Annotated in this window: 20 protein-coding genes; 6 read left to right on the plus strand and 14 right to left on the minus strand. The window is 73.3% G+C overall.

Features of this window, described 5'->3' with window-relative positions:
• Positions 1–5: 5 nt before the first annotated feature.
• Genes ACIBCT_RS06860 through ACIBCT_RS06875 form a run of 4 tightly spaced genes read left to right on the plus strand, consistent with a single transcriptional unit; the run spans position 6 to position 7,410 of the window.
• Positions 6–1,403 (plus strand): SagB family peptide dehydrogenase, encoded by a 1,398-nt coding sequence (locus ACIBCT_RS06860; protein WP_399186437.1) that lies wholly within the window; start codon positions 6–8, stop codon positions 1,401–1,403.
• Between the two features lie 6 nt (positions 1,404–1,409).
• Positions 1,410–2,222 (plus strand): HlyD family efflux transporter periplasmic adaptor subunit, encoded by an 813-nt coding sequence (locus ACIBCT_RS06865; protein WP_399186438.1) that lies wholly within the window; start codon positions 1,410–1,412, stop codon positions 2,220–2,222.
• Positions 2,223–2,236: 14 nt separating this feature from the next.
• Complete coding sequence (locus ACIBCT_RS06870; RefSeq protein ID WP_399186439.1) at positions 2,237–4,528, plus strand: NHLP family bacteriocin export ABC transporter peptidase/permease/ATPase subunit; 2,292 nt, start codon at positions 2,237–2,239, stop codon at positions 4,526–4,528.
• A gap of 14 nt (positions 4,529–4,542) precedes the next feature.
• Positions 4,543–7,410: an NHLP bacteriocin export ABC transporter permease/ATPase subunit gene (locus ACIBCT_RS06875; RefSeq protein WP_399186440.1), complete on the plus strand. Its 2,868-nt coding sequence runs from the start codon at positions 4,543–4,545 to the stop codon at positions 7,408–7,410.
• A 70-nt stretch (positions 7,411–7,480) separates the two neighbouring features.
• Here ACIBCT_RS06875 and ACIBCT_RS06880 read toward each other — a convergent pair whose 3' ends face one another.
• Both ACIBCT_RS06880 and ACIBCT_RS06885 read right to left on the minus strand, forming a co-directional pair.
• The gene (locus ACIBCT_RS06880; protein ID WP_399186441.1) at positions 7,481–8,308 is read right to left on the minus strand and encodes a polysaccharide deacetylase family protein; all 828 of its coding nucleotides are present in this window, start codon (positions 8,306–8,308) and stop codon (positions 7,481–7,483) included.
• A 211-nt stretch (positions 8,309–8,519) separates the two neighbouring features.
• Positions 8,520–9,095 (minus strand): helix-turn-helix domain-containing protein, encoded by a 576-nt coding sequence (locus ACIBCT_RS06885; protein WP_399186442.1) that lies wholly within the window; start codon positions 9,093–9,095, stop codon positions 8,520–8,522.
• Between the two features lie 87 nt (positions 9,096–9,182).
• Between ACIBCT_RS06885 and ACIBCT_RS06890 the strand changes: the two genes are divergently transcribed.
• Positions 9,183–10,019 (plus strand): EamA family transporter, encoded by an 837-nt coding sequence (locus tag ACIBCT_RS06890; RefSeq protein WP_399186443.1) that lies wholly within the window; start codon positions 9,183–9,185, stop codon positions 10,017–10,019.
• 101 nt (positions 10,020–10,120) lie between these two features.
• Here the strand turns inward: ACIBCT_RS06890 and ACIBCT_RS06895 are convergent, their stop codons facing one another.
• The 4 genes from ACIBCT_RS06895 to smc form a co-directional block, all read right to left on the minus strand.
• Positions 10,121–10,717, minus strand: coding sequence for a sigma-70 family RNA polymerase sigma factor (locus ACIBCT_RS06895; protein WP_399186444.1), 597 nt, complete (start codon positions 10,715–10,717; stop codon positions 10,121–10,123).
• Positions 10,718–11,443: 726 nt separating this feature from the next.
• On the minus strand, positions 11,444–13,846 hold the full coding sequence (locus tag ACIBCT_RS06900; protein ID WP_399186445.1) for a penicillin acylase family protein: 2,403 nt from the start codon (positions 13,844–13,846) through the stop codon (positions 11,444–11,446).
• Positions 13,847–14,140: 294 nt separating this feature from the next.
• Positions 14,141–15,325 (minus strand): signal recognition particle-docking protein FtsY, encoded by a 1,185-nt coding sequence (gene ftsY / locus ACIBCT_RS06905; protein ID WP_399186446.1) that lies wholly within the window; start codon positions 15,323–15,325, stop codon positions 14,141–14,143.
• A gap of 169 nt (positions 15,326–15,494) precedes the next feature.
• A complete protein-coding gene (smc, locus tag ACIBCT_RS06910; RefSeq protein WP_399186447.1) occupies positions 15,495–19,178 on the minus strand; it encodes a chromosome segregation protein SMC in 3,684 nt (1,227 codons plus the stop codon).
• A 402-nt stretch (positions 19,179–19,580) separates the two neighbouring features.
• On the opposite strand from smc, the gene ACIBCT_RS06915 reads away from it, so the two are divergent.
• Positions 19,581–20,285, plus strand: a complete 705-nt coding sequence (locus ACIBCT_RS06915; RefSeq protein ID WP_399186448.1) for an alpha/beta hydrolase-fold protein — start codon at positions 19,581–19,583, stop codon at positions 20,283–20,285.
• A gap of 82 nt (positions 20,286–20,367) precedes the next feature.
• Here ACIBCT_RS06915 and ACIBCT_RS06920 read toward each other — a convergent pair whose 3' ends face one another.
• The 8 genes from ACIBCT_RS06920 to ACIBCT_RS06955 form a co-directional block, all read right to left on the minus strand.
• Entirely contained in the window at positions 20,368–20,562 is a 195-nt protein-coding gene (locus tag ACIBCT_RS06920; protein ID WP_344894261.1) for a hypothetical protein, read from the minus strand.
• A gap of 191 nt (positions 20,563–20,753) precedes the next feature.
• On the minus strand, positions 20,754–21,098 hold the full coding sequence (locus ACIBCT_RS06925; RefSeq protein ID WP_399186667.1) for an acylphosphatase: 345 nt from the start codon (positions 21,096–21,098) through the stop codon (positions 20,754–20,756).
• A gap of 53 nt (positions 21,099–21,151) precedes the next feature.
• A complete protein-coding gene (mutM, locus tag ACIBCT_RS06930) occupies positions 21,152–22,018 on the minus strand; it encodes a bifunctional DNA-formamidopyrimidine glycosylase/DNA-(apurinic or apyrimidinic site) lyase (RefSeq protein ID WP_399186449.1) in 867 nt (288 codons plus the stop codon).
• Between the two features lie 22 nt (positions 22,019–22,040).
• The gene (gene rnc, locus ACIBCT_RS06935; RefSeq protein ID WP_344894252.1) at positions 22,041–22,772 is read right to left on the minus strand and encodes a ribonuclease III; all 732 of its coding nucleotides are present in this window, start codon (positions 22,770–22,772) and stop codon (positions 22,041–22,043) included.
• A gap of 228 nt (positions 22,773–23,000) precedes the next feature.
• Positions 23,001–23,180 (minus strand): 50S ribosomal protein L32, encoded by a 180-nt coding sequence (gene rpmF / locus ACIBCT_RS06940; protein ID WP_012894381.1) that lies wholly within the window; start codon positions 23,178–23,180, stop codon positions 23,001–23,003.
• A 1-nt stretch (position 23,181) separates the two neighbouring features.
• The gene (locus ACIBCT_RS06945; RefSeq protein WP_399186450.1) at positions 23,182–23,736 is read right to left on the minus strand and encodes a YceD family protein; all 555 of its coding nucleotides are present in this window, start codon (positions 23,734–23,736) and stop codon (positions 23,182–23,184) included.
• Between the two features lie 66 nt (positions 23,737–23,802).
• Positions 23,803–24,279: a pantetheine-phosphate adenylyltransferase gene (coaD, locus tag ACIBCT_RS06950; protein WP_344894246.1), complete on the minus strand. Its 477-nt coding sequence runs from the start codon at positions 24,277–24,279 to the stop codon at positions 23,803–23,805.
• 15 nt (positions 24,280–24,294) lie between these two features.
• A complete protein-coding gene (locus ACIBCT_RS06955) occupies positions 24,295–24,957 on the minus strand; it encodes an RsmD family RNA methyltransferase (RefSeq protein WP_399186451.1) in 663 nt (220 codons plus the stop codon).
• Positions 24,958–25,073 lie beyond the last annotated feature (116 nt).

Consider the following 25,073-nt stretch of genomic DNA (forward strand, 5'->3'; position numbering starts at 1 on the left):
GACACATGAACCCCACCCTCGTCTCCCGGTTGCGCCGTGACGTGTCGTTCACCGGTGAACACCTCGACGTGGCCGGCAGGGCCGTCGAGCTCAGAACGCTGACCCCCGGACAGGGCGCGGCCCTGAAGCTGCTGGCCGACGGCGACCACGACGACGCCGAGCTGGCCGTCGCCGTGACCGCGCTGGACGGCGAGAGCGGGCTGCTGCGCTGGCACATGCTGCTGCGCGGGCTGAACGCCTCCGGGCTGGTCGAGCACGCCGTCCGCGAAGGCGGCCGGACCGGCGAGGTCGGCGAGATCCGCCAGATCCGCCAGATCATCGCCAGGCTCCGCCTGGTCGGCCGGGGGGCGACGCTGCTCGCCCCGGCCCCGGCCGGTCCCGCGCGGCTGTCCCGCTTCGCCGAGGCGCGGATCGTGGACGGCATGCCGACCCTGCAGGCCCCGGGCCGTCACCTGGCCGTCGAGCTGGCGCCGCGGGCCGCCGGCCTGATCGGTGAGCTGGCGGCCTGGAGCACCGGCGTGCCCGCCCCGGTGCTGCGGCTGCTGGCCACGGCCGGCCTGCTGGCCCCGGGCGGCCCGCAGGAGGACGTCGAGACCACCGAGCGTTCCCACGCCCAGTGGCACCCCGGCGACCTGGCCTTCCACGCCCGTACCCGCACCCCCGCCTCGGCCTCCGGTTACGGCGGCACCCATCCCCTGGGCGACCGCTTCCCGCCGGAGCCGGTCTCCCCTGCGCCCGCGGGCACCCGGACGGTCGCGTTGCCCGTACCGGACCTGGAGCGGATCGCCGCCGCCGACCCCTCGTTCACCGAGGTGCTGGAGCGGCGCCGCTCGATCCGCGCGCACGACATGGACGCGCCGATCACCCTCGACCAGCTCGGCGAGCTGCTCTACCGGTCCCTGCGCAGGCGGGGCACCATGACGGGCGGCGACGGGCAGGAGCTGGCCGACCGGCCCTACCCCAGCGGCGGGGCCGTGCACGAGCTGGAGGTCTACCCGCTGGTGACGGCGTGCGAGGGAGTGCCCGCGGGACTGTGGCACTACGCGACCGACCGGCACGAGCTGGAGCTGGTCGCCGAGCCGGACAAGGCCACGGCGGCGCTGGTCTCCGAGGCGCGGGGCGCGGCCATGCTGGAGGCGGACCCGCAGGTCGTGCTGCTGGTGGCGGCCCGGTTCGGCCGGGTGATGTGGAAGTACGAGACCGTCGCCTACCCCCTGGTGCTCAAGCACGTGGGCGTGCTCTACCAGACCCTCTACCTGGTCGCCACCGCGATGAACCTGGCCGTGTGCGGCCTGGGCGGCGGCGACACCGCGGCCTTCGCCACCGCCTCGGGGCGCGACCCGCTCCTCGAAGGCACCGTCGGGGAGCTCGTGCTCGGCTCCCGCCCCCGCATGGAAGGGTGAACCGCGTTGCAATTCCGATACAAGGCCCTGCAGCGGGCCCGCGAACCCGATGAGCTGGACTCCCCCACGCTGCTGGTGACCCCGCGCGGCTGGATCGCGGTGTTCGTGGTGATGATCACCATGGCGGGCGGGCTGTTCTGGTCGTTCGCCGACGAACTGCGCATCTCGGTCAGCGCCCCGGGTCTTCTCACCCACCCCGGCGGTACGGCCCGGATCCAGAGCCTGCACACCGGCATGGCCCAGCGCGTCCTGGTGAAGCCGGGCGACCCGGTGACCGTCGGCCAGGCCATCGTGGAGCTGCGGGACGCCGAGGGCGAGCGGCGGACGGTGACCAGCCCGTTCGCGGGCCAGGTGGTCGACACCACGATCAGCGACGGCCAGGTCGTCCCGGTCGGCACCACCGTGGCGACGGTCGAGCGGACCGACGTCGCCGGTGACCGCCTGGTCGCGATGCTGTTCGTCCCCGCCGACCGGACGGCACTGATCACCCCCGGCCGCCTGGTGGACCTGTCGGTCGCCACCGCGCCCGCCGCCGTCTTCGGGCTGCTGCGCGGCAAGGTCACCTCGGTCAGCCGCTACCCGCTGACCGAGGAGGCACTGGCCGGAATGGTCGGCGGCGAGCTGGCCGCCAGGAAGTACAGCGCCGGCCACGCCCCCCTGATGATCATCGTGGACCTGATCCCCGACCCGGACACGCGCTCGGGGTACGCCTGGTCGACCACGCAGGGCCCGCCCGTGCGGCTCGACTCCCAGGTCAGCGTGTCGGCCTCCATCCACCTGGGCGGGCAGAGGCCGTTCGACCTGCTGCTCGGGCGCTGACGAAGGAGCCACCGATGACGAACACCACCCTGCCCGCCGCGCCGCCGCCCGTACCCGCTCCCACCCCCGCACCCGGGCGGGAACGGGGGCGGCGGCTCTCACGCCCGCGCCGCAGACGCCCCCACCGGGTGCCGACCGTGATGCAGATGGAGGCCGTCGAGTGCGGGGCGGCCGCGCTGGCGATGGTCCTGGGTCACTACGGCAAGCACGTGCCGCTGGAGGAGCTGCGCGTCCGATGCGGGGTGTCCAGGGACGGCTCCAGGGCGTCCTCGGTGATGGCGGCGGCACGCTCCTACGGTCTGGTCGCCCGCGGCTTCCAGGTCGAGGCCGAGAACGTGCGCGCCCAGACCGGACCGGTCATCATCTTCTGGGCGTTCAACCACTTCCTGGTGGTCGAGGGGGTGACGACCCGGTTCGGCCGCACCATGGTCGCGGTCAACGACCCCTCCGGGGGGCCACGGCTGATGGAGTGGTCGGACTTCGACTCCGGCTTCACCGGGATCATGCTGACGTTCGAGCGCGGCCCGGACTTCACGCCCGGCGGCGAGCGCAGCCGGCTGGGCAAGGCGCTGCTGCAGTGGCGGCTGCCGAGCGGGCGGGCGCTGCCGCTGGTGCTGCTGGCCAGCGCGCTGCTGGTGATCCCCGGCATCGCAGGCCCCGCCTACTCGCGGGTCTTCATCGACCAGGTGCTCAGCGGCCACTCGCCGGGCTACCTGCCGGCGCTGCTGGTCGCCATGGTGCTCACCGCGCTGGCCGTCTTCGTGCTGACCTCCGTGCAGCAGTTCTACCTGTTACGGCTGGAGATCAGGATCGGGCTGGCCGGTTCGGCCCGCTTCTTCCGCCACCTGCTCCGGCTGCCCATCGAGTTCTTCCTGCAACGCCGCCCGGCCGAGGTGTCGCGCCGGGTCTCCACCAACGACACCGTGGCCGAGGTCCTGTCCCGCGACCTCACGCTGACGGTCATCAACCTGGTGCTGGTGGTCTTCTACGCCGCCCTGCTGGTCCGCTACGACGTGCTGCTCGGCGTCATCGGCGTCGGCATGGCGGCGCTGAACATGGTGGTGCTGCGCTGGGTCTCCCGGGTGCGCAAGGACGCGGTCTCCACCCTCCGCAACGACCGGGGCAACCTCACCGGCACGACCTTCGCCACGCTCAGCATGATCGAGACGGTGAAGGCCACCGGCGGCGAGCCCGACGCCTTCACCCGCTGGGCGGGCTTCCTGGCCAAGGCCGTGACCGCGCAGCAGCGGCTCGGCGTGCCCACCGCGCTGCTGATCGTCGTCCCCCCGATGCTGGCCACCGTGAACACCGGCCTGATGCTGCTGGTCGGCGGGCTGCGGGTGGTGGAGGGCGTGCTGAGCATCGGCATCCTGGTCTCCTTCCAGACCCTGCTGGCCGCGCTGAGCAGGCCGGTCACCCAGCTCACCAACCTCGGCAGCCGCCTGCAGGACCTCACCGCCGACATCAGGCGCATCCACGACGTGGAGCGCTACCCGATCGCCCGCCGCTTCGAGCGCGCGGAGGGCGGCACGGGCGGCGCGGGCGAGGGCGCGGACGGCGTCGTGCTAGCCACCCGCCTGGAGGGGCGCCTGGACCTGGAGAACATCACCTTCGGGTACGGTCCGCTGGCCGCCCCCATGATCGAGGACCTCTCGCTGACCGTGATGCCGGGCAGCAGGATCGCCATCGTGGGCGGCTCGGGCAGCGGCAAGTCCACCCTGGGCCGCCTGCTGACCGGCCTGTACGAGCCGCGTTCCGGCCGGATCCTGCTGGACGGCCGCCCGATGGAGGAGATCCCGCGTACCGTGCTCGCCGCCTCGATGGCCTACGTCGACCAGGAGATCGCGCTGTTCTCCGGGACCGTGCGCGACAACCTGACGCTGTGGAACGACGCCGTCCCCGACGAGGTGGTGTTCGCCGCGCTGCGCGACGCCGCCGTCTTCGACACCGTCCAGGCCCGCGCCGGCGGGATCAACTCGTTCGTCCGCGAGGACGGCCGCAACTTCAGCGGCGGTCAGCGGCAGCGGCTGGAGCTGGCCCGCGCCCTGGCCGCCGAACCCACCCTGCTGATCCTCGACGAGGCCACCAGCGCCCTGGACCCAGAGACGGAACGTGTCATCATGGACAACCTGCGCCGCCGCGGCTGCGCCTGCCTGCTGATGGCCCATCGGCTGTCCACCGTCCGCGACGCGGACGAGATCATCGTCCTGGACCGCGGCCGGATCGCCGAGCGCGGCACCCACGAGGGACTGCTCGCCGCCGGCGGCCCGTACGCGCGGCTGTTCGAGACCGGGGGCGGCGCGTGATCCCCGCCGGGCTCGTGAGGGCCACCACCCGGGTGGACCTCGGCACCGAACGATTCATGATCCTCGACGACCCCCGGCTCCTGCTGCTGGTCGAGGCCGGCGCGGTGGACCTGTTCGCGGTGCGGACGGCGGGCGGCGAGCTGGAGGGACGCTGGAACTTCCTGGGCCGGGCCGAGACCGGCACGGTACTGGCCTGGGGGGTGCGCTCGGGACCGCGGCACGTGATCGTGGCCCGGCCGGTGCCCGGCGCCGTGCTCTCCGACGTCCTGGTCACGGAGATGGGAGGGCTTCCCGCCGACGCGACCGACTGGCTGATGAAGGGGATCGGCCACGGCGTCGAGCTGCTGGCCGGCGCGCTGCCCGGCACCCTGCCGCCCCGCCAGTTCGTGCCGCTGCCCGCCGACGGGACGGCGGAGCTGGACGCGGACACCACCGTGCGGTCGGTCGACGGCGTCCTGTGCGTGCGCGTCGAGGCGGGCGAGCTGGAGATCGGCGACAGCGACGGCGTGCTGCTCGGCGCGGGCGATGACGTCTGCCTGACCGAGGGGGAGTGGCTGGTCGCCCGCACCGGCACCCGGCTGCGGGCCCGCACGCTGCGTTCCGTCTCCGGCGAGGGCGACGGGGCGCTCGGCGAGCTGCTGGCCGCCCACGCCGTCCGCCTGCTGACCCGCATCGACCGGCGCATCGACCGGCAGCGCGACGAGGAGCGCGCCGCCCTGGCCGCGCTGAGCGAACGCGACGGCACCGTGCTGACGCAGGCCGTGCGGAGCTTCGACGCCGTGCTGCGCGACACCGACTCCCCGGTGCGGGTGGCCGACGTGGCCGCCGACCCGCCCTCGCTGGCCTCGGCCCGGCTGGTCGGGGCGCACCTGGGCTTCGACGTCCGGCCTCCGGTACGGCACGGCGGCCAGGGCCGTAGCGTGAACGACCTGCAGGCGATAGCGCTGGCCTCCGGCGTGCGGACCCGCGTCGTGCGGCTGGAGGGCAGGTGGTGGACCAAGGACCTGGGGCCGATGGTCGGCACCCACTCCACGGGCCGTCACGTGGCGCTGCTCCCGCTGAGCCGCGGCTACGTCATGGTCGACGACGGCGTGGTCACCCCGGTCACCGCGGTCGTCGCCCGCAACGTGACCGAACGGGCCCACGTGCTGTACCGTCCGCTGCCCGCCTCGGTCAGGTCCGTCGGCGCGCTGCTGCGCCTGGGCCTGTTCAGCGGCAACCGCGGTGACCTGCTGCGGTTCGCGGCCATGGGGGTGCTGGTCGCCCTGCTCGGGCTGATCGTCCCGATCATGACGGGCCAGGTGCTCGGCGTGTTCACGGTCCGGGCCGAGGTCGACCTCATCGTGCACGGCTCCCTGGTGGTGATCGCCTCCGGGGTGGTGATCGCGGCCCTGTCGGTGGTGCAGAACATCGCCGTGCTCAGGATCGAGAGCCGTTCCACCTCCGCCATGCAGTCGGGCCTGTGGACCCGGCTGCTCTCCCTGCCCGCGGGGTTCTTCACCCGCTACTCCACCGGCGAGCTGGGCACCACCGTGCTGGGCATCAGCTCGGCGCAGGAGATGCTGTCGGGCATGCTGACCACGGCCACGCTGGGGCTGCTCACCGGGTCGGCCAACCTGATCCTGGTGTTCTTCTACGACGTGCGGCTGGCCCTGGTCGCCATGGGGCTCACACTGTGCGGGGCCGGGTTCGCGCTCGGCGCCGGGCGGGCGCAGCTGCGCTGGCAGCGGCAGGCGTACCGGCACGAGCAGGTCCTGTCGTCCCGGGTCTTCCAGATGCTCACCGCGATGCCGAAGCTGCGGGCCGCCGCCGCCGAGGAGCGGGCGTTCGCCGAGTGGACGCGCGAGGTCACCAGGGGGCGGACGCTGATCGCCTCGGCCCGCCGCGTGCAGAACGTGGTGACCACGTTCAACGCCGGGTTCCCGCTGGTGTGCACGGCGGTCGTGTTCGCGGTGGTGGCGGGCCCGCTGAAGGGCGAGGTCCCGATCGCCGCGTTCCTGCCGTTCTTCACCGCGTTCAGCCTGCTGCTGGCCTCCAGCCTGCAGTTCACCGCCGCCGCCGTCACCGCCATGGGCGTGGTGCCGATGATGGAGAACATCAAGCCCATCCTGGAGGCCCGGCCGGAGACCGACGGCACCAAGGCCGACCCCGGCGACCTGTCGGGGCGGCTGGCGCTCAGCCGGGTGTCGTTCCGGTACGGCACCGACGGCCCGCTGACCCTGGACGGCATCGCCCTGTCGATCGAGCCCGGCGAGTTCGTGGCCCTGGTCGGCCCCTCGGGCAGCGGCAAGTCCACGGTGCTGCGCCTGCTGCTCGGGTTCGAGACCCCGCTGTCCGGCACCGTCCTGTACGACGGCCAGGACCTCGCCGAGCTCGACGTCTCCGCCGTCCGCCGCCAGTGCGGGGTGGTGCTGCAGAACGGCGCGCTGCAGGCGGGCAGCATCCAGGCCAACATCATCGGCAGCAGCACCTACACCGTGGACGACGCGTGGGCGGCGGCCGAGATGGCGGGGCTCGCCGCCGACATCAAGGCCATGCCGATGGGCATGCAGACCGTGCTGTCGGAGGGCACCACCACGTTCTCCGGCGGCCAGCGGCAGCGCATGATGATCGCCCGCGCGCTGATCGCCCGGCCCCGCATCGTGTTCTTCGACGAGGCCACCAGCGCGCTGGACAACCCCACCCAGAGCCTGGTCGCCGAGAGCACCCACCGGCTCAACGCCACCCGGGTGGTGATCGCCCACCGGCTCTCCACCGTGGTGGACGCCGACCGCATCCTGGTGATGGACGAGGGACGGATCGTCCAGCAGGGCACCTACGAGGAGCTGCTGGCCGTACCGGACGGGCTCTTCGCCCAGCTGGCCGCCCGCCAGCTCTGCTGAGGACGCCCGTTCCCCGGGACGCCCGCGCTCCACCGGAGGCGTCCCGGGACGGTCGCCGCGCAGGTCCGCGTCACGGGTTGTAGTAGTACCTTCGCCCCGGTACGGGGCGCCGCCCGTACAGTTCCGACAGCGTCACGAACCGGTAGCCCCTGCCGGCCAGGTCGTCCAGCAGGCGCGGGACGGCCCGCACCGTGGAGGGGTGGATGTCGTGCAGCAGCACGATGGAGCCCGGCCCGGCCCCGGCCGCGCGGTGGGCGACGACCGAGACGTCCCGGTCGTGCCAGTCGCGCGTGTCGACGTTCCACAGGATCTGGGCGAGCCCCAGATGGCGGCTCTCCGCGGCCACCCACGGGCCGGTCAGCCCGTACGGCGGGCGCATCAGGCCCATCGTGACCCCGGTCACCCGTTTGACCAGCCACTGGGTACGGCCGAGTTCCTCCCTGACCTCCCCGGGGTCCAGCCGGGTCAGCTGCGGGTGGTTCCAGGTGTGGTTGCCCAGCTCGTGCCCCTCGGCCACCATCCTGCGCAGGACGGCCTCGTCCTCCTCGGAGACCATCCGCCCGACGACGAAGAAACTCGCCCGCACCCGGCGCTCGGCGAGCAGGTCGAGCAGCCACCCGGTGTAGGGTCCCGGGCCGTCGTCGAAGGTGAGCGCCACGCACCTGACCCGCTCGCAGTCGACGCGGCGGGCCGGGGGCGGGACGGGCGGCCGGGCCTCGTGCCTGGAGGCCCGCACTCCGGCCGTCCCCGGCGGGGGCGAGCCCGCGGGGACCGCCGACGGGGGCGCCCCGGCGGCCACGGTGGTCACCGCCGGTTCCACCGACCCCACCAGGGTGATCGGAGAGGTGTTCCCCGCGACCGCGATCAGCGCCACCATGGGCACCGTCCAGACCCGCATGCTTCCCCCCGAAAGCGACGCGGAGGTGATGATCGATCCCGGCCGGGTCCCCCCGCGCGATCATGGCCGGGCACTCCACCAGGATGGGACATCGGCCGCCGTTTCACCTCTCCGACGCGCCACCGCGGCGCCACGTCCGCGGTGATCCGCTCCCGCCTCCCGCGTACGTCCGGGGCACCCGGGGGCCGGTGACCGGACAGGGCGCACGACCTCAGCGGTCGGGCGTCTCCCGGGGCTCGGTGACCACCATCATGAACCGCAGCGGGTCGTCCCCCTCGTTGGCGTACCGGTGCGGGCGGTCGGCGCTGAACACGACGGCGTCGCCGGTCTGCACCGGGTGGCTCCTGCCGTACACCGACAGGGTGAGCGTCCCCTCCAGCACGGTCAGCATCTCGCGGGTGCCCGGCGGGTGGGCGTCCCCGTCGTGGTGGTCGCCGGGGGCCAGGCTCCAGTCCCACAGCTCCAGGATGGCGGGGGCGTCGGTGCCGACCAGCAGCCGCGCCGTGCTGGACCTCCCGTGCGGGAACGTGATGACGTCGGCCCCGCTCACCACCCGGACCACGGGGGTGTCGGAGACCTCCACCATCCGCGCGACCGTCACCCCGAGCGCGTCGGCGATGCGGGTCAGCGTGCTGATGCTCGGGTTGGTCCTGGCCTGCTCGACCTGGACCAGCATCCCCCGGCTCACCCCCGAGCGGGCGGCGAGCTCGTCGAGGGTCATCTGCCGGTGCGCCCGCTGGGCCCTCACGTTGTTGGCGACCGCCGCGGTGATCGTCTCCGGGTCCATGGGTTCAGTGTAGTGAACCCGTTTGGCACTTCATTGCACCTCATATATTGTCCTGAAAGTTCACTGTGTTGTACTAGGGGGGCTCGAATGACGGCAGTGATACTCGCGACGGCCTGCGCGGTGGTGTACGGCACCGCCGACTTCCTCGGCGGGCTGGCGACCCGCCGGGCGCAGGTGTTCGCGGTGGTGGTCCTCTCCCAGGCCGCCGGGCTGGTACTGGCCCTGGCCCTGCTGCCGGTCCTGCCCGGGACGCCCACCCTGGCGACGCTGGCCTGGGGCGCGGCCTCGGGGATCTCCGGCGCGGTGGCGGTCCTGCTGTTCTACCGGGCGCTGGCCACCGGCGTGATGTCGGTGGTGGCGCCGATCACCGCGACCGTCTCGGCGGTGCTGCCGGTGCTGTTCGGGCTCGCCGTCGGAGAGCGCCCGTCGCCGGTCGCGCTCGGCGGGGTGGTCCTGGCGCTGCTGGCGGTGCTGCTGGTCAGCCGCGGCTCCTCCGAGGAGACGTCGAGCGGCGGGTACCGCTCGGTCCTGGCCTCGGTGGCCGCGGGAGCGGGCTTCGGCGGCTTCTTCATCCTGCTCGCCCAGGTTCCCGAGGGGGGCGGCATCTGGCCGCTGATCGGCGCCCGCGTGGCCTCGGTCGCGGCCATCGGGCTGCTGGCCCTGGCCGCCGGCCGCACCCTGCGCCCGGCACCCGGGGCGCCGGCCTTCATCCTGGGCGCCGGGATCCTCGACATGGTGGCGAACGTGCTGTTCATGCTCGCCCAGCAGCGCGGGATGCTGAGCCTCGTCGGCGTCCTGGTCTCGCTGTACCCGGCGAGCACCCTGCTGCTGGCCCGCCAGGTGCTCGGGGAACGGCTCAACACCGTGCAGGTCGTGGGGGTGGGCTTCACCCTCGGGGCGGTCGCGCTGATCGCGTCCGGCTGACCCGCCCCCGACCCGGCACTGACGTCCCCGGGAACGCCCGCGGCCCGCTCCCCGGCAGGGGAGCGGGCCACGGGTCGAGCAGGAGGGGACGGGCCCGGGGGTCAGGCCGCCTGGACGTCGGCGGAGAGGCGGAAGCCGCCCTCCTCGCGGGCGTAGCCCTCCAGCATGGTGCGCAGCTGGCGCCGGCCCCGGTGCAGGCGCGACATGACCGTGCCGATGGGGGTGCCCATCCGCTCGGCGATCTCCTTGTAGGCGAAGCCCTCGACGTCGGCCAGGTAGACGGCCACCCGGAAGTCCTCGGGCAGGGCGCGCAGGGCGTTCATCACGGCGCTGTCGGGAAGCTGGTCCAGCGCCTCGGTCTCGGCGGACTTCAGGCCGGTGGAGGTGTGGGACTCGGCGGCGGCGAGCTGCCAGTCCTCGATCTCCTCGGTGGCCGAGAGCTTGGGCGAACGCTGCTTCTTGCGGTAGTCGTTGATGAAGTTGTTGGTCAGGATGCGGTGCAGCCACGCCTTGAGGTTGGTGCCCTCGCGGAACTGGTGGTACGAGGTGAACGCCTTGGTGACGGTCTCCTGGACCAGGTCCTCGGCGTCGGCGGTGTTGCGGGTCAGACGCATCGCGGACGCGTACAGCTGGCTGGTGACCGGAACGACGTCACGCTCGAACCAGTCCTGGCGCTGCTCTTCCGTCATCGTGATCATTCGATCCCCCTCGTACTCTTCCCCCCACTACCGCCCGGCACGGTCGCGACACACCCTTTCTGACGGCGTACTCGATGCTCGCAGGCACCCCGTAAGGGGGCCGTTAAAAGCTCTGAGAGGTCAGGGGGATGATCGACGACTGTGTCCACGGCGGGTGCGACACGCCCTACAGCCGGATAAGTCTCAATAGCGTAACATCGTTCTCTGGATTTGGTCGGAGATGTGTCCATCATCACATAACCGCTGGTAGGCCCGTTTTTCGGGTGCCGTGACAGGCCGGGACGCACGGCTCCGGGGCCCGCCGCCGAACGGCCGTTGCCGTCCGCCGGACCTGACCTCGACCCCGCAGAAGCTGTGACACCCGTCTTCACGTCTCCCCGCTTCCCACGCGCCGAGGACTTAATCTCCCCTCTGAGGAACGGGCGGACGGTGCCACCGGTTCATTCGAGAGGGTCCTACCGGGTTCTTCGTCCCTTCGCCCTGCAAGGACGCATCATTCGGCCCTTCGTCACGGCCGCGAGGATTCTCCGGGAGCCGGGAGCCGGGAGCCGGGCGCAGGGCGCAGGGAGCCGGGAGGGCGCGGGCGGTGATCGGCCGAAGAGGGCCGGCCCGCCACCGGTCGGTGGCGGGCCGGGCGAGGTCCGTCGCGGAAGGGCGAGTCCCGCGACGGACCGGGAGGGGGCGGGAGAGCGCGGGAGGAAGCGGGAAGGGCCGGGAGGCCGTCCGTCAGGGAAGCGGGGTCAGCAGCAGGCGCCGTTCGGCGTTGGCCTCCACGGCGGCGCGGCTGTAGAGCAGCGGGAAGTACTCCCCCTTCTGCCACAGGGGCGCCAGGTCGCGGTAGTGCGGGCTGCCCGGGTCGCCCGACTGCCCGGGGGCGTTGATCGCCCGCGACCTGTCCCACTCGCCGACGTCGAGGACCATCTTGAACGTCGCGCCCGACAGGGGCGCGTAGGAGCCGGGCAGGTAGTTCGACGCGTCCACGGTGTTCCAGGACCCGCCCCGGGGGAACGGGCCCACGTTCTCGCCCAGCGGGTGATCGAACGTCATCTTCTGGATGTCGCCCCACCTCCAGGCGGCCGGGCCGGGGCCGAGCCGCACCACCAGGGCGTCGTAGGCCGCGGCCAGCGAGGTGAGCAGGAGGCGGTCCCGCACGGCCGCGCCGTCGGCGCCGAACCAGCGCTCGGGCTCCCGCAGGGCCTCCATCAGCAGGACGGGGTCGTGAATGAAGATCATATTCGCCACGTTCTCCGGCAGGACCGCCCGTGCGAACGCCGGCTCCAGGTGGGCGGTGAACCACGTCTCGAACAGGGCGGCCTGCGCCGAGTCCGCGTCGATCACCGCGTCGAAGCCGCGCAGCAGCTCCAGCGCCCTGACCGCCGACGGCTCGGTGGCGCTCATCCCGGCGAGCCGCCGTACCAGCTCGCGGGCGGGGATGGAGAGCTTGTCGCTCTGCAGCGCCCGCGAGTCCGCGGGCGAGGTGCGCGGCTTCGCCGAGAGCACCTCGACGATGCGCTGATGCCGGTACGGGAAGGCCCACGAGTCGAACCCGACCTTCACCGGATGGTCCTCGGGCATGTTGAACTCGTTGGCGGAGGCGACGATCCCCTTCGGGGGGTTGTAGGTGCGGGGCAGCAGCGCGCCGTCGTGAAAGCCGTCCCACTCGTAGCGGCCGTCCCCCGGGACGGGCATCAGGCCGTCGTAGCCCACCCGTCGCGGCGCCAGCCCCCCGGGGACCCAGCCGATGTTGCCCGCGGTGTCGGCGTAGATCTGGTTCTCCGGCGGACCGCCCCAGGTGCGCATGGCCGCGGTGAACTCCTTCCAGTTCCGCGCGCCCATGTACGCCATGCTGCCGAAGTAGGGTGCCGTGCCCGGCTGCGACCAGGTCGTGCGCAGGGCGTAGGCGAGGTTCCGCTCCCGGTCCACCTTGATCACCGGGCCGTGGCGGGTGAAGGCCAGCTCGGCGGGGCGTGCCGCCTCCCCCTTGACCGGCACGTTCTCGGTGACGGTGCGCATGCGCTCCCAGCCCTGGCCGTAGCGGTAGCGGCCCGGGTCGGCGGGGTCGAGCCGGTAGACGTACAGGTCCTCCTGGTCGACGCCGAAGATGGTCAGCCCGAACGCCACGGTGCCGTTGTGCCCGATGGAGACGCCCGGCAGCGCGGGCTCCCCGGCCCCGATGACGTCGAGGCCGGGCGCGGACAGGTGGGTGACGTACCGCAGGGAGGGGGCCTTCATCACCCGGTGCGGGTCACTGGCCAGGATCGCCCGTCCCGTGGTGCTGCGCGACGGGGCGACGGCCCAGGCGTTGCTGCCCTCGGCCGGGGCCGGGACGGACGGCTCGGTCACCGCCTGCACCCGGCCGTTCTTGAAGGTGACGCCCTGGGTGGCGAGCTGGTAGACGCCCAGCACGTCCGCGGGGATCGCGCACGGGTCGAGCCCGTCGGGCACCGAGGTCCTCCAGTGGGGCTGGAGCCTGCGCATGAGCGGGTCGACGCCGATGCCGCCCGCGCAGACGGCGCGGGCCCGGTCGACCTCGGGGCCCAGGTTCACCACCAGGCTGTGGCTGCGGATCCGCACCACGTCCTCGGGCGACCAGCGGGCCGGGGCGTAGCCGAGCTCGCGGAACTCCGGCGGCGTCTCCTCGGGGAAGCGCCGCAGCCGGTCGATGTAGGCGTTGACGCCCTCGGTGAAACGGGTGGCCGCCATCTTCGCGTCCGGGCCGTAGCTCGCCCACTCCCTGTCCATGTCCCCGCGGTACAGGAACAGCCGGGTCGCCCGGTCCTGCGCGAGGTGGCCGGGGCCGAGGACCTCCGACAGCAGGCCCAGGCCGCGGCGGCGCCACAGGTCGATCTGGAACAGGCGGTCGCGGGCGGCGTTGAAGCCCTGCGCGAGATACAGGTCCGCGGTGTTGCGCGCGTAGATGTGCGGCACGCCCCAGCGGTCCACCACCATCTGCACCGGCTTGGTCAACCCGGCGACCGGCTCGACCGTGAGCCCCGGCCCGGCGGCCCGTCCCGTCCCGTTCCCCGCCCCGTTCCCCGTGCCGGCACCGGCCGCCTGCGGCAGCAGGCAGGCACCGCCCACCCCGCTGACGACGGCCAGCATGAGGGCCGCCCTCCTCCATCGCCGCATGTCGCTCCTCCCCTCGGCCGGCAGCGCGCGGCGTACCGGCGGTGCACGGGAGAACGACGGCGTACGGCCCGCCCGCGGCACGCGTCCACCCGCGGGGGCACGGCCGTTCACGTCCGGCGCAAGCCCCCGCGCACGGCGCACGGCGCCCTCAGGCGCCTTCACCGCGACTCTGGCGCGGACCGGCCGGGCCCGTCACCCCCTGCCCGCCCCCTACCGCCCCCGGGATGTCCACGCCGGGGGCGGCTCACCGGCCTCGGTGCCCGTACGGGCGAGGCGGGCGGGAGGGCGGGCGGGTCACTCGCCGAGGAGCGCGTCCACGAAGACCTCGGGATCGAACGGGGCCAGGTCGTCCGGGCCCTCGCCGAGGCCGACCAGCTTGACCGGGACCCCCAGCTCGCGCTGGACGGAGATGATGATCCCGCCCTTGGCGGTGCCGTCGAGCTTGGTCAGCGCGATGCCGGTGATGTTGACCACCTCGGCGAACACCCGGGCCTGGCGCATGCCGTTCTGGCCGGTGGTCGCGTCCAGGACGAGCAGCACCTCGTCCACCGTCGCCTTCTTCTCGATGACGCGCTTGACCTTGCCGAGCTCGTCCATCAGGCCGGTCTTGGTGTGCAGCCGTCCGGCGGTGTCGACGATGACCACGTCGGCCTTCTCCCGGATGCCCTCGGCGACGGCGTCGAAGGCCACCGAGGCCGGGTCGCCGCCCTCGGGACCGCGCACCACCCCGGCCCCGACCCGGTCGCCCCAGGTCTGGAGCTGGTCGGCGGCGGCGGCACGGAACGTGTCGGCCGCCCCCAGCACGACCTTGCCGCCGTCACCGATGATGACGCGCGCCAGCTTGCCGGTCGTGGTGGTCTTGCCGGTGCCGTTGACGCCGACCACCAGGACCACCGCCGGGCGCTCGCCGTGCGGGGCGACGTGCAGCGTACGGTCCATGTCGGTGCCGATCTGGGCGAGCAGCTGCTCGCGCAGCAGGGCGCGCGCCTCCTCGGGCGTCCGGCTGCCCAGCACCTTGACCCGGGTGCGCAGCTCCTCGACCATCGCCCGGGTCGGCGCCACGCCGACGTCGGCGGTGATCAGGGTCTCCTCGATCTCGTCCCAGGCGTCGTCGTCGAGGCGGTCGCGCGAGAGCAGCTCCAGCAGCCCCTTGCCCAGGGTGCTCTGCGAGCGGGCCAGCCGGGCGCGGAGCCGCACCATCCGGCCGGCGGACGGCGGCGGGACCTCGACCGGCGGCAGGATCGTGACGTCGGCGGGGTCGATCGGCCTGGCCGGTGGCGGCACGGTGGTCGTCGCCGCGTCCTCGTCCACGGCCGTGCCGCGCCCGGGGGCCTGCGGCACCCCGGAGACGGGCGGCGCCTCGGGCGGTTCGACCCGCGGCGGCGTCCTGCGCACCGACCGGAACAGCAGGAGCATGCCGCCGCCCGTCAGCAGGGCGATGACGGCGATGATCGCGATTATGCCGAGATAGGCTTCCACAAGACCACAGTTTTCCAGACGCCCCGGGATGCTCGCTCCCCAGGTGTTCGAGCGGGCCCCCGTCCGGACGGGCGTTCGAACGGGCCCGTGCCCGGCCGGGGTGCGCGCGGGCCGGTCCCCGGACGGTCCGGAGCGCGCGCGGCCCGGTGTCCGGGCGGCCCCGGCGCGTTCAGGCGGGCTCGTGCTCCCGCAGGCGCTGGCTGATCACCTGGGTGACGCCGTCCCCGCGCATCGACACGCCGTACAGCGCGTCGGCGATCTCCATCGTGCGCTTCTGGTGGGTGATGATGATGATCTGCGAGGTCTGCCGCAGCTCCTCGAAGAGCGTCAGCAGGCGCTGGGTGTTGGTGTCGTCCAGCGCGGCCTCCACCTCGTCCATCACGTAGAACGGCGAGGGCCGCGCCTTGAAGATGGACACCAGGAACGCCACCGCGGTCAGCGACCGCTCACCGCCCGACAGCAGCGAGAGCCGCTTGACCTTCTTGCCGGGCGGGCGGGCCTCGACCTCGACGCCGGTGGTCAGCATGTCCTCCGGATCGGTGAGCAGCAGCCTGCCCTCCCCGCCGGGGAACACCCGCGTGAAGATCGTCTCGAACTCACGGGCCACGTCGGCGAAGGCCGCCCCGAAGACCTGCTCGACCCGCTCGTCGACCTCCTTGACCACCAGCAGCAGATCGCGGCGGGTCTTCTTGAGGTCCTCCAGCTGCGAGGTCAGGAAGGAGTGGCGCTCCTCCAGGGCCGCGAACTCCTCCAGCGCGAGCGGGTTGACCTTTCCGAGCTGGGCCATCTGGCGATCGGCCGCCTTGGCCCGCTTGAGCTGCTCGTCGCGGTCGTAGGGGACGGGATCGCCGTCGTCCACCGGGACCGGCTCGGCCGGGCCGTACTCGGCGATGAGGGTGTCGGGCTCGACCCCGTACTCCTCCACCGACCGCGTCTGGAGCTGCTCCAGCCGCAGGCGTTGCTCGGTGCGGGCCATCTCGCTGCCGTGCGCCCGGTTGACCAGCTTGTCCAGCTCGCCGGAGAGCTCGCGCACGCGGACCCGGACGGCCTTGAGCGAGGCGTCGATCTGTCCGCGCGCCAGCTCCGCCTCGTCGCGCTCGGCGGCCGCGGCCACCAGCGAGGCCTCCAGGGCGCGCAACGTCAGCTCGGCCCCCCGGACGACCGCCTGGGCGGTGCGGGCCTGCTCGCGGCGGCGCTCGCGGCGCTCGGCCGCCCTGGCCCGCTCCTCGCGCTCGCGCTCGGCGGCGCGTGTCAGCTCCTCGGCCCTGCCCTCGATGCTGCGGACCCGCTCCTCCGCGGTCCGTACGGCGAGGCGGGCCTCCATCTCCTCCTGCCTGGCCGTCGCGCAGATCCCGGCGAGCTCGTCACGCAGGTCGGTGGCCGGTTCGGTCTCGGGCTCCTCGGCCCCGACGGCGGCGGCGAGCCGCTCCTCCAGCTCGGCGAGGCCCGCCGCGTCCCGGTCGCGTGCCTCCTCCGCGGCCCGTACGCCCCCGGCCAGCCGCTCGCACTCGTCACGGGCGGCCTTGGCGGCGGCGCCGAGCCGGGCGAGCCTCCTGGCCACCGCGGCGACCTGCTGGTCGGCCTCGCGCTGCCTGGTGCGCAGCCGGTCCAGCGCGGCCTGCGCCGCGTCCAGGCCGCCCTGGGCGTTCTGCACGCCGGTCTGGACCTCGGCGACCCGCGCCCGGGCCGCCTCGACCGCGGCCTGGGCCTCGGCCTCGACCTCGGCGGCCTCCTCCAGCTCCGCCGCGGCGAGCCCGGCCGCGGTCCGGGCCCCGGCCAGGTCGGCGGCGGCCTCGTCCAGCGCGGCCCGCATCTGCAGGGCGGAGGTGCCGCCCGGCGAGCCTCCCCTGGCGGCGTGGGCGCCCAGCAGGTCGCCCGACCGGGTGACGGCGCGCAGGCCGGGGAACCGCTCCACCGTCTTCGCGGCGGTCGCGAGATCGTCCACCACGAGCACGTCGGCCAGCAGGGCGGCGGTGGCGGCCCGCAGCTCGGCGGGGACGGTGACCAGGTCGGCGGCCCATTCGGCGCCGTCGAGCGGCACGGGGCCCCGCGGGGGCGCCGCCTCGCCCGAGGCGATGACCAGCGTGGCCCGGCCGGCCTCGCGGCTCCTGAGGAACTTCAGCGCGTCGGCGGCGCTCTGCAGCGACTCGACCGCGACGGCCTCGGCCGCGGCCCCGAGCACGGCGGCGACGGCCACCTCCGCGCCGGGTCGTACCGAGAGCCTGGCGGCCACCGGGCCGAGCATCCCGGCCAGGTCGGCGGCGAGCAGCGCGGCGGCACCGTCGGCGCCCTGGGCCAGGCCCATCTCCAGCGCCTCGAACCGGGCCTCCAGCGCGGCCACCTGGCGCTGTGCCCGCTGGTCGGCCTCGCGGGCGGCGGTCAGCGCGGCCCTGGCGGCTCCGAGCGCGGCGTCCGGGCCCGCGACCGCCGCCCGGGCCGTCTCGACCCCGGCCCTGGCCGCCTCGACCGACTCCCTGGCCTGCTCGACCGTCTCCAGGGCGATCTCCAGCTCCTCGGCGAGGGCGGGGTCGGCGGCCGGCTCGGCGCTCTCCTGGCCGTCGTGCTCGGCCTGGGCCGCCTCGGCCCGCTGCTCGGCCTCCTCCAGCGCGCGGCGCAGCCTGCCGATCTCCTCCTCGGCCGCCGCGGCCCGGCTGCGCGCGGCCCCGGCCTGTCCCCTGAGCCTGGCCAGGCCCTCGCGGCGGTCGGCGATGGCCCTGGCCTCGGCGGCGAGCCGCCGCTCCTCCGCGGCGAGCGCCGCCTCGGTCTCGGCGCGCCCGGCCACGGCCTCGGCGAGCGACTCCTGCTCCTGGGCGAGCAGCTCGGCCAGGACGCGCTCCTGCTCGCGGACCTCCTCGGCCTCGCGCTCCAGGTCCTCCGGGTCGCGCCCGCGCCGCTCCACCGCGGTGTCGGAGGCGTGGCGGTGCCGTTCGGCGGCGAGGGTGGACAGGCCCCGCAGGCGCTCGCGCAGGGAGGACAGCCGGAAGAACGTCTCCTGGGCGGCGGCCAGGCGCGGCTGGGCCTGGGCCTCTGCGGCCTCCAGCTCGGCCTCGGCGACCTGGCCCTGTTCGAGCTCGCTCTCCACCGCGGCGCGCCGGGCCAGCACGGCGGCCTCGTCGGCCATCTCCCGCTCCAGCGCGGTGCGCAGGGTGAGCACGTCGTCGGCGAGCAGCCGGAGCCTGGCGTCGCGCAGGTCGGCCTGGATGACCGCGGCCTTCCTGGCGATCTCGGCCTGGCGTCCCAGCGGCTTGAGCTGGCGGCGCAGCTCGGTGGTGAGGTCCTGCACCCGGGTCATGTTGGCCTGCATCGCGTCCAGCTTCCGCAGCGCCTTCTCCTTGCGCTTGCGGTGCTTCAGGACGCCCGCGGCCTCCTCGATGAACGCCCTGCGCTCCTCGGGACCGGCGTGCAGCACCTGGTCGAGCTGGCCCTGGCCGACGATGACGTGCATCTCGCGGCCGATGCCGGAGTCGGAGAGCAGCTCCTGGATGTCGAGCAGCCGGCAGGTGTCTCCGTTGATCGCGTACTCGCTCTGGCCGGCCCGGAACATCAGCCTGCTGATCGTCACCTCGGTGTAGTCGATCGGGAGCATGCCGTCGGTGTTGTCGATGGTCAGGGTGACCTCGGCCCGGCCCAGCGGCGCCCGCGAGGAGGTGCCGGCGAAGATGACGTCCTCCATCTTGCCGCCGCGCAGCGACTTGGCGCTGTGCTCGCCCATCACCCAGGCCAGGGCGTCGACCACGTTGGACTTGCCCGACCCGTTGGGGCCGACGACCGCGGTGATGCCCGGTTCGAACCGGAGCGTGGTGGCCGAGGCGAAGGACTTGAACCCGCGCAGGGTGAGGGTCTTCAGATACACCCCGGCATCCCCTCCCCGGTCCGGCCGCGCCGCCCGGCGCGGCACGCCCCTGCCCCCGGCCGCCCTCCGGTGACGACGGGCGCGTCCCTTCCCGTCAGCCCGCGGCTCCGTTCACGCGGGGAAGACTACCGTTCTTCACCCCCGCCCGCCCGCGCACCGCCTATGGTGCCCTGCATGGACGCGGAACGCGGTGAGAGCGAGGCTCCGTCACACCCGTCGAGGTCACAGCCGCCGAGGTCGCACCCGTCGAGGCCGTGCCCGCCGAGGCCGGGGCCGCCGAGGCCGGGGCCGTCCGGGGGCGAACCGGCGGGCTCCCGGCCCCGCGGGTCCGGCGACCCGTCACCCGCGGACGGGACACGGGGGCCGGGACGGCGCGCCTTCCTGGCCGGGGGCGGGCTGACCGTGCTCGCCCTGGGCGCCGCCGCGCTGGCGGCCGGGCCGGACGGCATCCGGGGCGCGTACGCACAGATCGTCTGCGGGGCGCTGCCCCGCCCCCCGGTGACGTCGCCTGGAACGATCCAGCGCAGCCGCGTGGACCGGCGGCGGGTGATCGTGGGGTTGCCTCCGGGGGCGCAGGACGGGCTTCCCGTCGTGGTCATGCTGCACGGGGCCGCGGGCAGCGCGCGCACGCCGTTCGGCGTCTACGCCGTCCACCGCTACCTGGCCGCGGGCGGCGGCCGGTTCGCGGTCGCCTCGATCGACGACTGGCCCTCCGCCGACATTCCGGGGTCGCTGCTGCCCTATCTGACCTCGAACGGGATGGACACCGCGAAGATCGGCCTGATGGGGTGGTCCTCGGGAGGGGCCGGGGCGCTGAGGCTGGCCGCGGAGCTCGGTCCCGAGCAGGTGGGGGCGGTCGTGGCGGCGTCGCCCGCGGTGAGCGCGGCTCAGGCCCCGCTGCGCGAGCTGGTGGACATCCCGGTCTGGCTGGGGTGCGGCGAGCGCGACCCGTGGGCCCGGCAGACCCAGACCATGCTCAAGGCCCTCAAGGCCCTGGGCGCCACGGCCGAGGGCGGGATCGCCGACGGGTGCCAGGACACGGCCTACCGCCGCCGGGTGTTACCCGAGCAGCTGACCTTCCTGGCACGGCATATAGAACGCACATGACCTGAACAAGGTATATGTGTCGTCATATGACAAGGGACGCCCCGTCGAGGCGTCCCTGGACTGTGTTCCGCCCCGGCCCCCGTTAGGTGAGAGCCGGCTCGCGATCCTGCAGACGGTTGAACTCCTCGTCGCGACTGCCTGCCGCGAGTTCGTCGTTCTGGGCCTGGAGCCGGGTGAGCTCTCCCTCCAGGTCACGGATGCGCTGCTGAAGACGACGCATTTCCGAGACCATCCGAGGGTCGGGACCGCCGACGTGGCCGAGTAGAGCCTTCGCCATAGTAAAGGGTCCTCCACGCTGAGTGACCAGACTGGTTCGCGCACTTCTTTGCCGCGGGAGGGGTGCGCGTGGTTCTTTATCAAGAGTCGCACCGGTGAGGGAGACGGTCAAGCTGAACGCTCCGGATGGATGCACCGATGGGCACTCTCGACGGCTAAATATATCTTATTTTGGGTGGTTTAGGGAAGTGGTCAGCGTTCGACGAAACCCTCTGGACTACCTTTGGGCTCGCTCCACCGCTCGACCACCACGTCCACCCGTCCGGGCGTGTCGCCGCCCCGCAGGAGCTCCAGCAGGTCCTCGCACGCCCGCCGCGTCCCCTGGGCGACCACCTCGACCCGGCCGTCCGCGGTGTTGCGCGCCCAGCCGGTCAGGCCGAGCTCCAGCGCGCGGGACCGCGTCCACCAGCGGAAACCCACCCCCTGCACGCGCCCCCGGACCCAGGCCGTGAGCCGCACCCGCCGGGTGCCCTCCGCGCCGGCCCCGGGCGTGTCGGTTTCGGGCGTGTCGCCCTCATGGGCGTTGGCACCGGGCATACCGGCCTCGGATGCCCCGGTCCCGGCGACCTCCCGGGCGGCTCCGGTGCCCGTCACCGCAGGGCCCTTCCGGGCCGGGGCTGGCAGCGGGGACAGCTGTAGGAGGAGCGGTTCATGAACGCCTCGCGCACGATCGGCGCGCCGCACCGGGAACAGGGCAGGTCACGCCTGCCGTAGACGGCCAGGGACCGGTCGAAGTAGCCGCTCTCGCCGTTGACGTTCACGTACAGGCTGTCGAAGGAGGTGCCGCCCTCGGCGAGCGCGGCGGTCATCACCTGCCGGGCCGCCGCCAGCAGCTCGGCGATCTTCGGCCTGGTCAGCGCCCCGGTGGGGCGGGCACCGTGCAGCCTGGCCCGCCACAGGGCCTCGTCGGCGTAGATGTTGCCGACCCCGCTGATCAGCGACTGGTCCAGCAGCGCCCGCTTGATCTCGGTCTGCCGCAGCCGGAGCCGCCGGGCGAACCCCTCGTCGTCGAAGTGCTCCTCGAACGGGTCGGCCGCGATGTGCGCGATCGGCTCGGGCACCGCCCGGCCGCCCGCGTGCGCCATCGGGGTCACCAGCACGTGGCCGAAGGTCCGCTGGTCGACGAAGCGCAGCTCGGGGCCGCCGTCGGTGAAGGAGATCCGGACGCGCAGGTGCCTCTCCGGCGGCGAGCCGGGCTCGGTGACCAGGAGCTGGCCGCTCATCCCCAGGTGCGCCAGGATCGCGTCGGCCCCGTCCAGGGGCAGCCACAGGTACTTGCCCCGGCGCTCGGCGACCCCGACGGTACGGCCCTTGAGCCGGAAGGAGAACTCCTCGGCACCGGGAAGGTGGCGCCTGATCGCCCTGGGGTGGAGCACCTCGGCGTGGGCGACCACCCGCCCGGAGACCCATCGCTCCAGGCCGCGGCGGACCACCTCGACCTCGGGCAGCTCGGGCATGTGCCCCTCCTCCGGCGGTGGATCAGCCGACGTCGCGTCGTTCCCGGTCCTGGCGGATCCGGTTCCAGGCCGCTTCGGCGGCCTGCTGCTCCGCCTCCTTCTTCGAACGCCCCGACCCCGCGCCGTATGCCTCCCCGCCCACCCGCACGACCGCGGTGAAGGACTTGGCGTGGTCGGGCCCGCTCTCCTCGACGTGGTACTCGGGCACGCCGAGCGACTCCGAGGCGGTCAGCTCCTGCAGCGAGGTCTTCCAGTCGAGCCCGGCGCCGAGCGAGGCCGAACGGGTGATGAGCGGGTCGAAGAGCAGGTGGACGACGCGGAACGCCTCCTCCAGGCCCCTGTTCACGTAGATCGCGCCGATCAGCGCCTCGAGGGTGTCGGCCAGGATCGAGGACTTGTCGCGGCCCCCGGTGCCCTCCTCGCCCCGGCCCAGGCGCAGGAAACGGCCCAGGCCCAGCGAGCGGGCCACGTCGGCCAGGGCGCGCATGTTGACCACCGCGGCCCTGAGCTTGGCCAGCTGCCCCTCGGGCAGGTCGGGGTGGTTGCGGTAGAGGGTGTCGGTGACGACCAGGCCCAGCACCGAGTCGCCCAGGAACTCCAGGCGCTCGTTGGTGGGCAGGCCACCGTTCTCGTACGCGTAGGAGCGGTGCGTCAGCGCCCGCTCCAGGATGGCGACGTCCAGATGGACCGCCAGCAGGCGCTCCAGCTCGTCCTTGACGGACTCGACGGCGACCGGTTTGACGCTCGTGGCCATGACTTCTCCTCGCACGTTCTGTCATCGAATGCGCGATGGCGAAGCAATGAAGGAGAAAGTGCCCGAAGACCCCGAAGACGTGGTGGGCGCCGGGAAAGTAGGTACGCGTTCTACCGCGAACCCCGGCGTCCACCACAGCCGCGGGCGGACCGCCATCGCAGGGGTGAGGACGGTGACGCCGGCCGGGACCCCTGGGGGCCCGGCCGGCGGCCGTCGGTCAGAGTGCGATCAGGCGGAGGGCTCGATCACCTGACGGCGGTTGTACGTGCCGCAGGTCGGGCATGCCACGTGCGGACGCTTCGGCGAGCGGCACTGGGGGCAGCTCACGAGCGAAACCGCGGCGGCCTTCCACTGCGACCTGCGGGAGCGAGTGTTGCTCCGCGACATCTTGCGCTTTGGGACAGCCACGTCAGCTCTCCTGATCGTTGTTATGTTCCGGAACCAGGCCCTGCAGCTTGGCCCAGCGGGCGTCGATGACTTCGTGGCCGTGGTCGGGCTCGGCGTCCGCCAGCCTGACCCCGCACTCCACACAGAGCCCGGCGCAGTCCTCACTGCAGACCGGGCTCAGCGGAAGCGTGAGCACGACCGCGTCGCGAAACGCGGGTTCGAGATCGAGAAGTTCACCGTCGAGAAGCGAGTCACCCTCGGCAGCATCCTCTGCCGAGTAGAAGAACAGCTCCTGGAACTCCACCTCGGTGTGCGAGGTGACCGCTTCCAGGCAGCGTGCGCACTCCCCCCGCAGCGGGGACCGCGCAGTGCCCGTGACGAGCACACCCTCCATGACCGCCTCAAGCCGGATGTCCAGCTCGACGTCGGCGTCCTTGGGGACGCCGATCATGTCGACGCCGATGTCCGCCGGTGCCGGGAGAACGAGACTCATCCGGCGCATCGACCCTGGCCGCCGCCCCAGGTCATGGGTCGAGATCACCCATGGGGCTCGGGGGTCAAGGTTGCGCTGGTTCATTTCACTCTCATTAGGCATGGCGCATCACCGCCGTCGTGCAAGGCCGAAACAAGAGAATACCAGTGCCTAGCCCCTGAGCCGTTCGACCAGAAGTTCCTGCACGAGGTCCGGGACGAGCCCGGCCACGCTGCCGCCGTACTTGACGATCTCCTTGATGCGGCTGGAGGACAGGAAGGAGACCTCGGGACCGGTGGCCATGAACAGGGTCTCCACCCCCGACATCCGGTAGTTGAGCTGGGCCATCTGGAGCTCGTAGTCGAAGTCGCTGACCGCGCGCAGGCCCTTGACGATGGCGGGGATCTCCTGCTGCCTGCAGTAGTCGACCAGCAGGCCGTGGAACTTGTCCACGCGGACGTTCCCGTACTCCTTGGTGACCGTCTGGAGCGTCTGGATGCGCTCCTCCACCGTGAAGAGGCTCTTCTTCTCGATGTTGATCAGCACCGCCACGACGACTTCGTCGTACTGCCGGGAGGCCCGGCCGATGATGTCCAGATGACCGTTCGTGACGGGATCGAACGATCCCGGACAGACAACGCGACGCAAGGTGGACCCCCTGCTCTAAGGATTCCCGGAGGCGCGACCGTACCAAACGGACGCTTCGCCATAACGACGGACCCTCTCCTGTTCGTACCCCTCCGGCCAGACGAGGTCGCCGCCCCGGCTCTCCCGCTCCACCGCGACCAGCGCGTCCGGCGCCAGCCAGCCCCGGTCGCGCAGCAGCTCCAGCACCGTCCGCACCTCCTGCTCCCCCAGCGCGTACGGCGGATCGGCGAGGACGAGGTCGTACGCGCGCACGGTGCCCCCCGGGCCGCCCTCGGCGTCGCCCCGCACCTCCCCCGGCGCGCTCCCCCGTGCGTTCCCGGGCGTGCCGGGATCCTGCCCCGCCCCGGCCCCCCTGGTCAGCAGGCGCTCCACCCGGTCGGCGACGACCCGCGCCCCGTCCAGGCCCAGTGACGCGACGTTCTGCCTGATCGTGCGCACCGCCCGGGGGTCGGACTCCACGAGCACCACGTGATCGGCCCCCCGGGAGAGCGCCTCCAGCCCGAGCGCTCCCGAGCCCGCGTACAGGTCGAGCACCGCGCAGCCCTCCAGCGGCCCGATCAGCGACCCCACCGTGGAGAAGATCCCCTCCCTGGCCCGGTCGCTCGTGGGGCGGGTCCCCCGCCCCGGCGGGACGGCCAGCCGCCGCCCCCCTGCGCTTCCCGCGATGACTCGGCTCACCCCGTCATCCTCTCAGCGCGCCGCGCGCCCCGCCCCGCCGATCCGGGCCCCGGACGCCGCCCGCCCGGCCCGCGACGGGTGCCCCGGGCGGCGCCCATGCAGCCCGGCGTGTCGCG

Source organism: Streptosporangium sp. NPDC050855, assembly GCF_044456585.1.
Lineage (GTDB): Bacteria > Actinomycetota > Actinomycetes > Streptosporangiales > Streptosporangiaceae > Streptosporangium > Streptosporangium longisporum.

Coding starts and splice junctions, on each gene's coding strand:
- ACIBCT_RS06895 (WP_399186444.1), bottom strand. CDS start 10,717: ATGATCACGATGACGGAAGAGCAGCGCCAGGACTGGTTCGAGCGTGAC.
- ACIBCT_RS06920 (WP_344894261.1), bottom strand. CDS start 20,562: ATGGCGAAGGCTCTACTCGGCCACGTCGGCGGTCCCGACCCTCGGATG.
- ACIBCT_RS06860 (WP_399186437.1), top strand. CDS start 6: ATGAACCCCACCCTCGTCTCCCGGTTGCGCCGTGACGTGTCGTTCACC.
- rnc (WP_344894252.1), bottom strand. CDS start 22,772: ATGGCCACGAGCGTCAAACCGGTCGCCGTCGAGTCCGTCAAGGACGAG.
- ACIBCT_RS06890 (WP_399186443.1), top strand. CDS start 9,183: ATGACGGCAGTGATACTCGCGACGGCCTGCGCGGTGGTGTACGGCACC.
- ACIBCT_RS06880 (WP_399186441.1), bottom strand. CDS start 8,308: ATGCGGGTCTGGACGGTGCCCATGGTGGCGCTGATCGCGGTCGCGGGG.
- ACIBCT_RS06925 (WP_399186667.1), bottom strand. CDS start 21,098: ATGCCCGGTGCCAACGCCCATGAGGGCGACACGCCCGAAACCGACACG.
- ACIBCT_RS06885 (WP_399186442.1), bottom strand. CDS start 9,095: ATGGACCCGGAGACGATCACCGCGGCGGTCGCCAACAACGTGAGGGCC.
- mutM (WP_399186449.1), bottom strand. CDS start 22,018: ATGCCCGAGCTGCCCGAGGTCGAGGTGGTCCGCCGCGGCCTGGAGCGA.
- ACIBCT_RS06870 (WP_399186439.1), top strand. CDS start 2,237: ATGACGAACACCACCCTGCCCGCCGCGCCGCCGCCCGTACCCGCTCCC.
- ACIBCT_RS06945 (WP_399186450.1), bottom strand. CDS start 23,736: ATGAACCAGCGCAACCTTGACCCCCGAGCCCCATGGGTGATCTCGACC.
- ACIBCT_RS06900 (WP_399186445.1), bottom strand. CDS start 13,846: ATGCGGCGATGGAGGAGGGCGGCCCTCATGCTGGCCGTCGTCAGCGGG.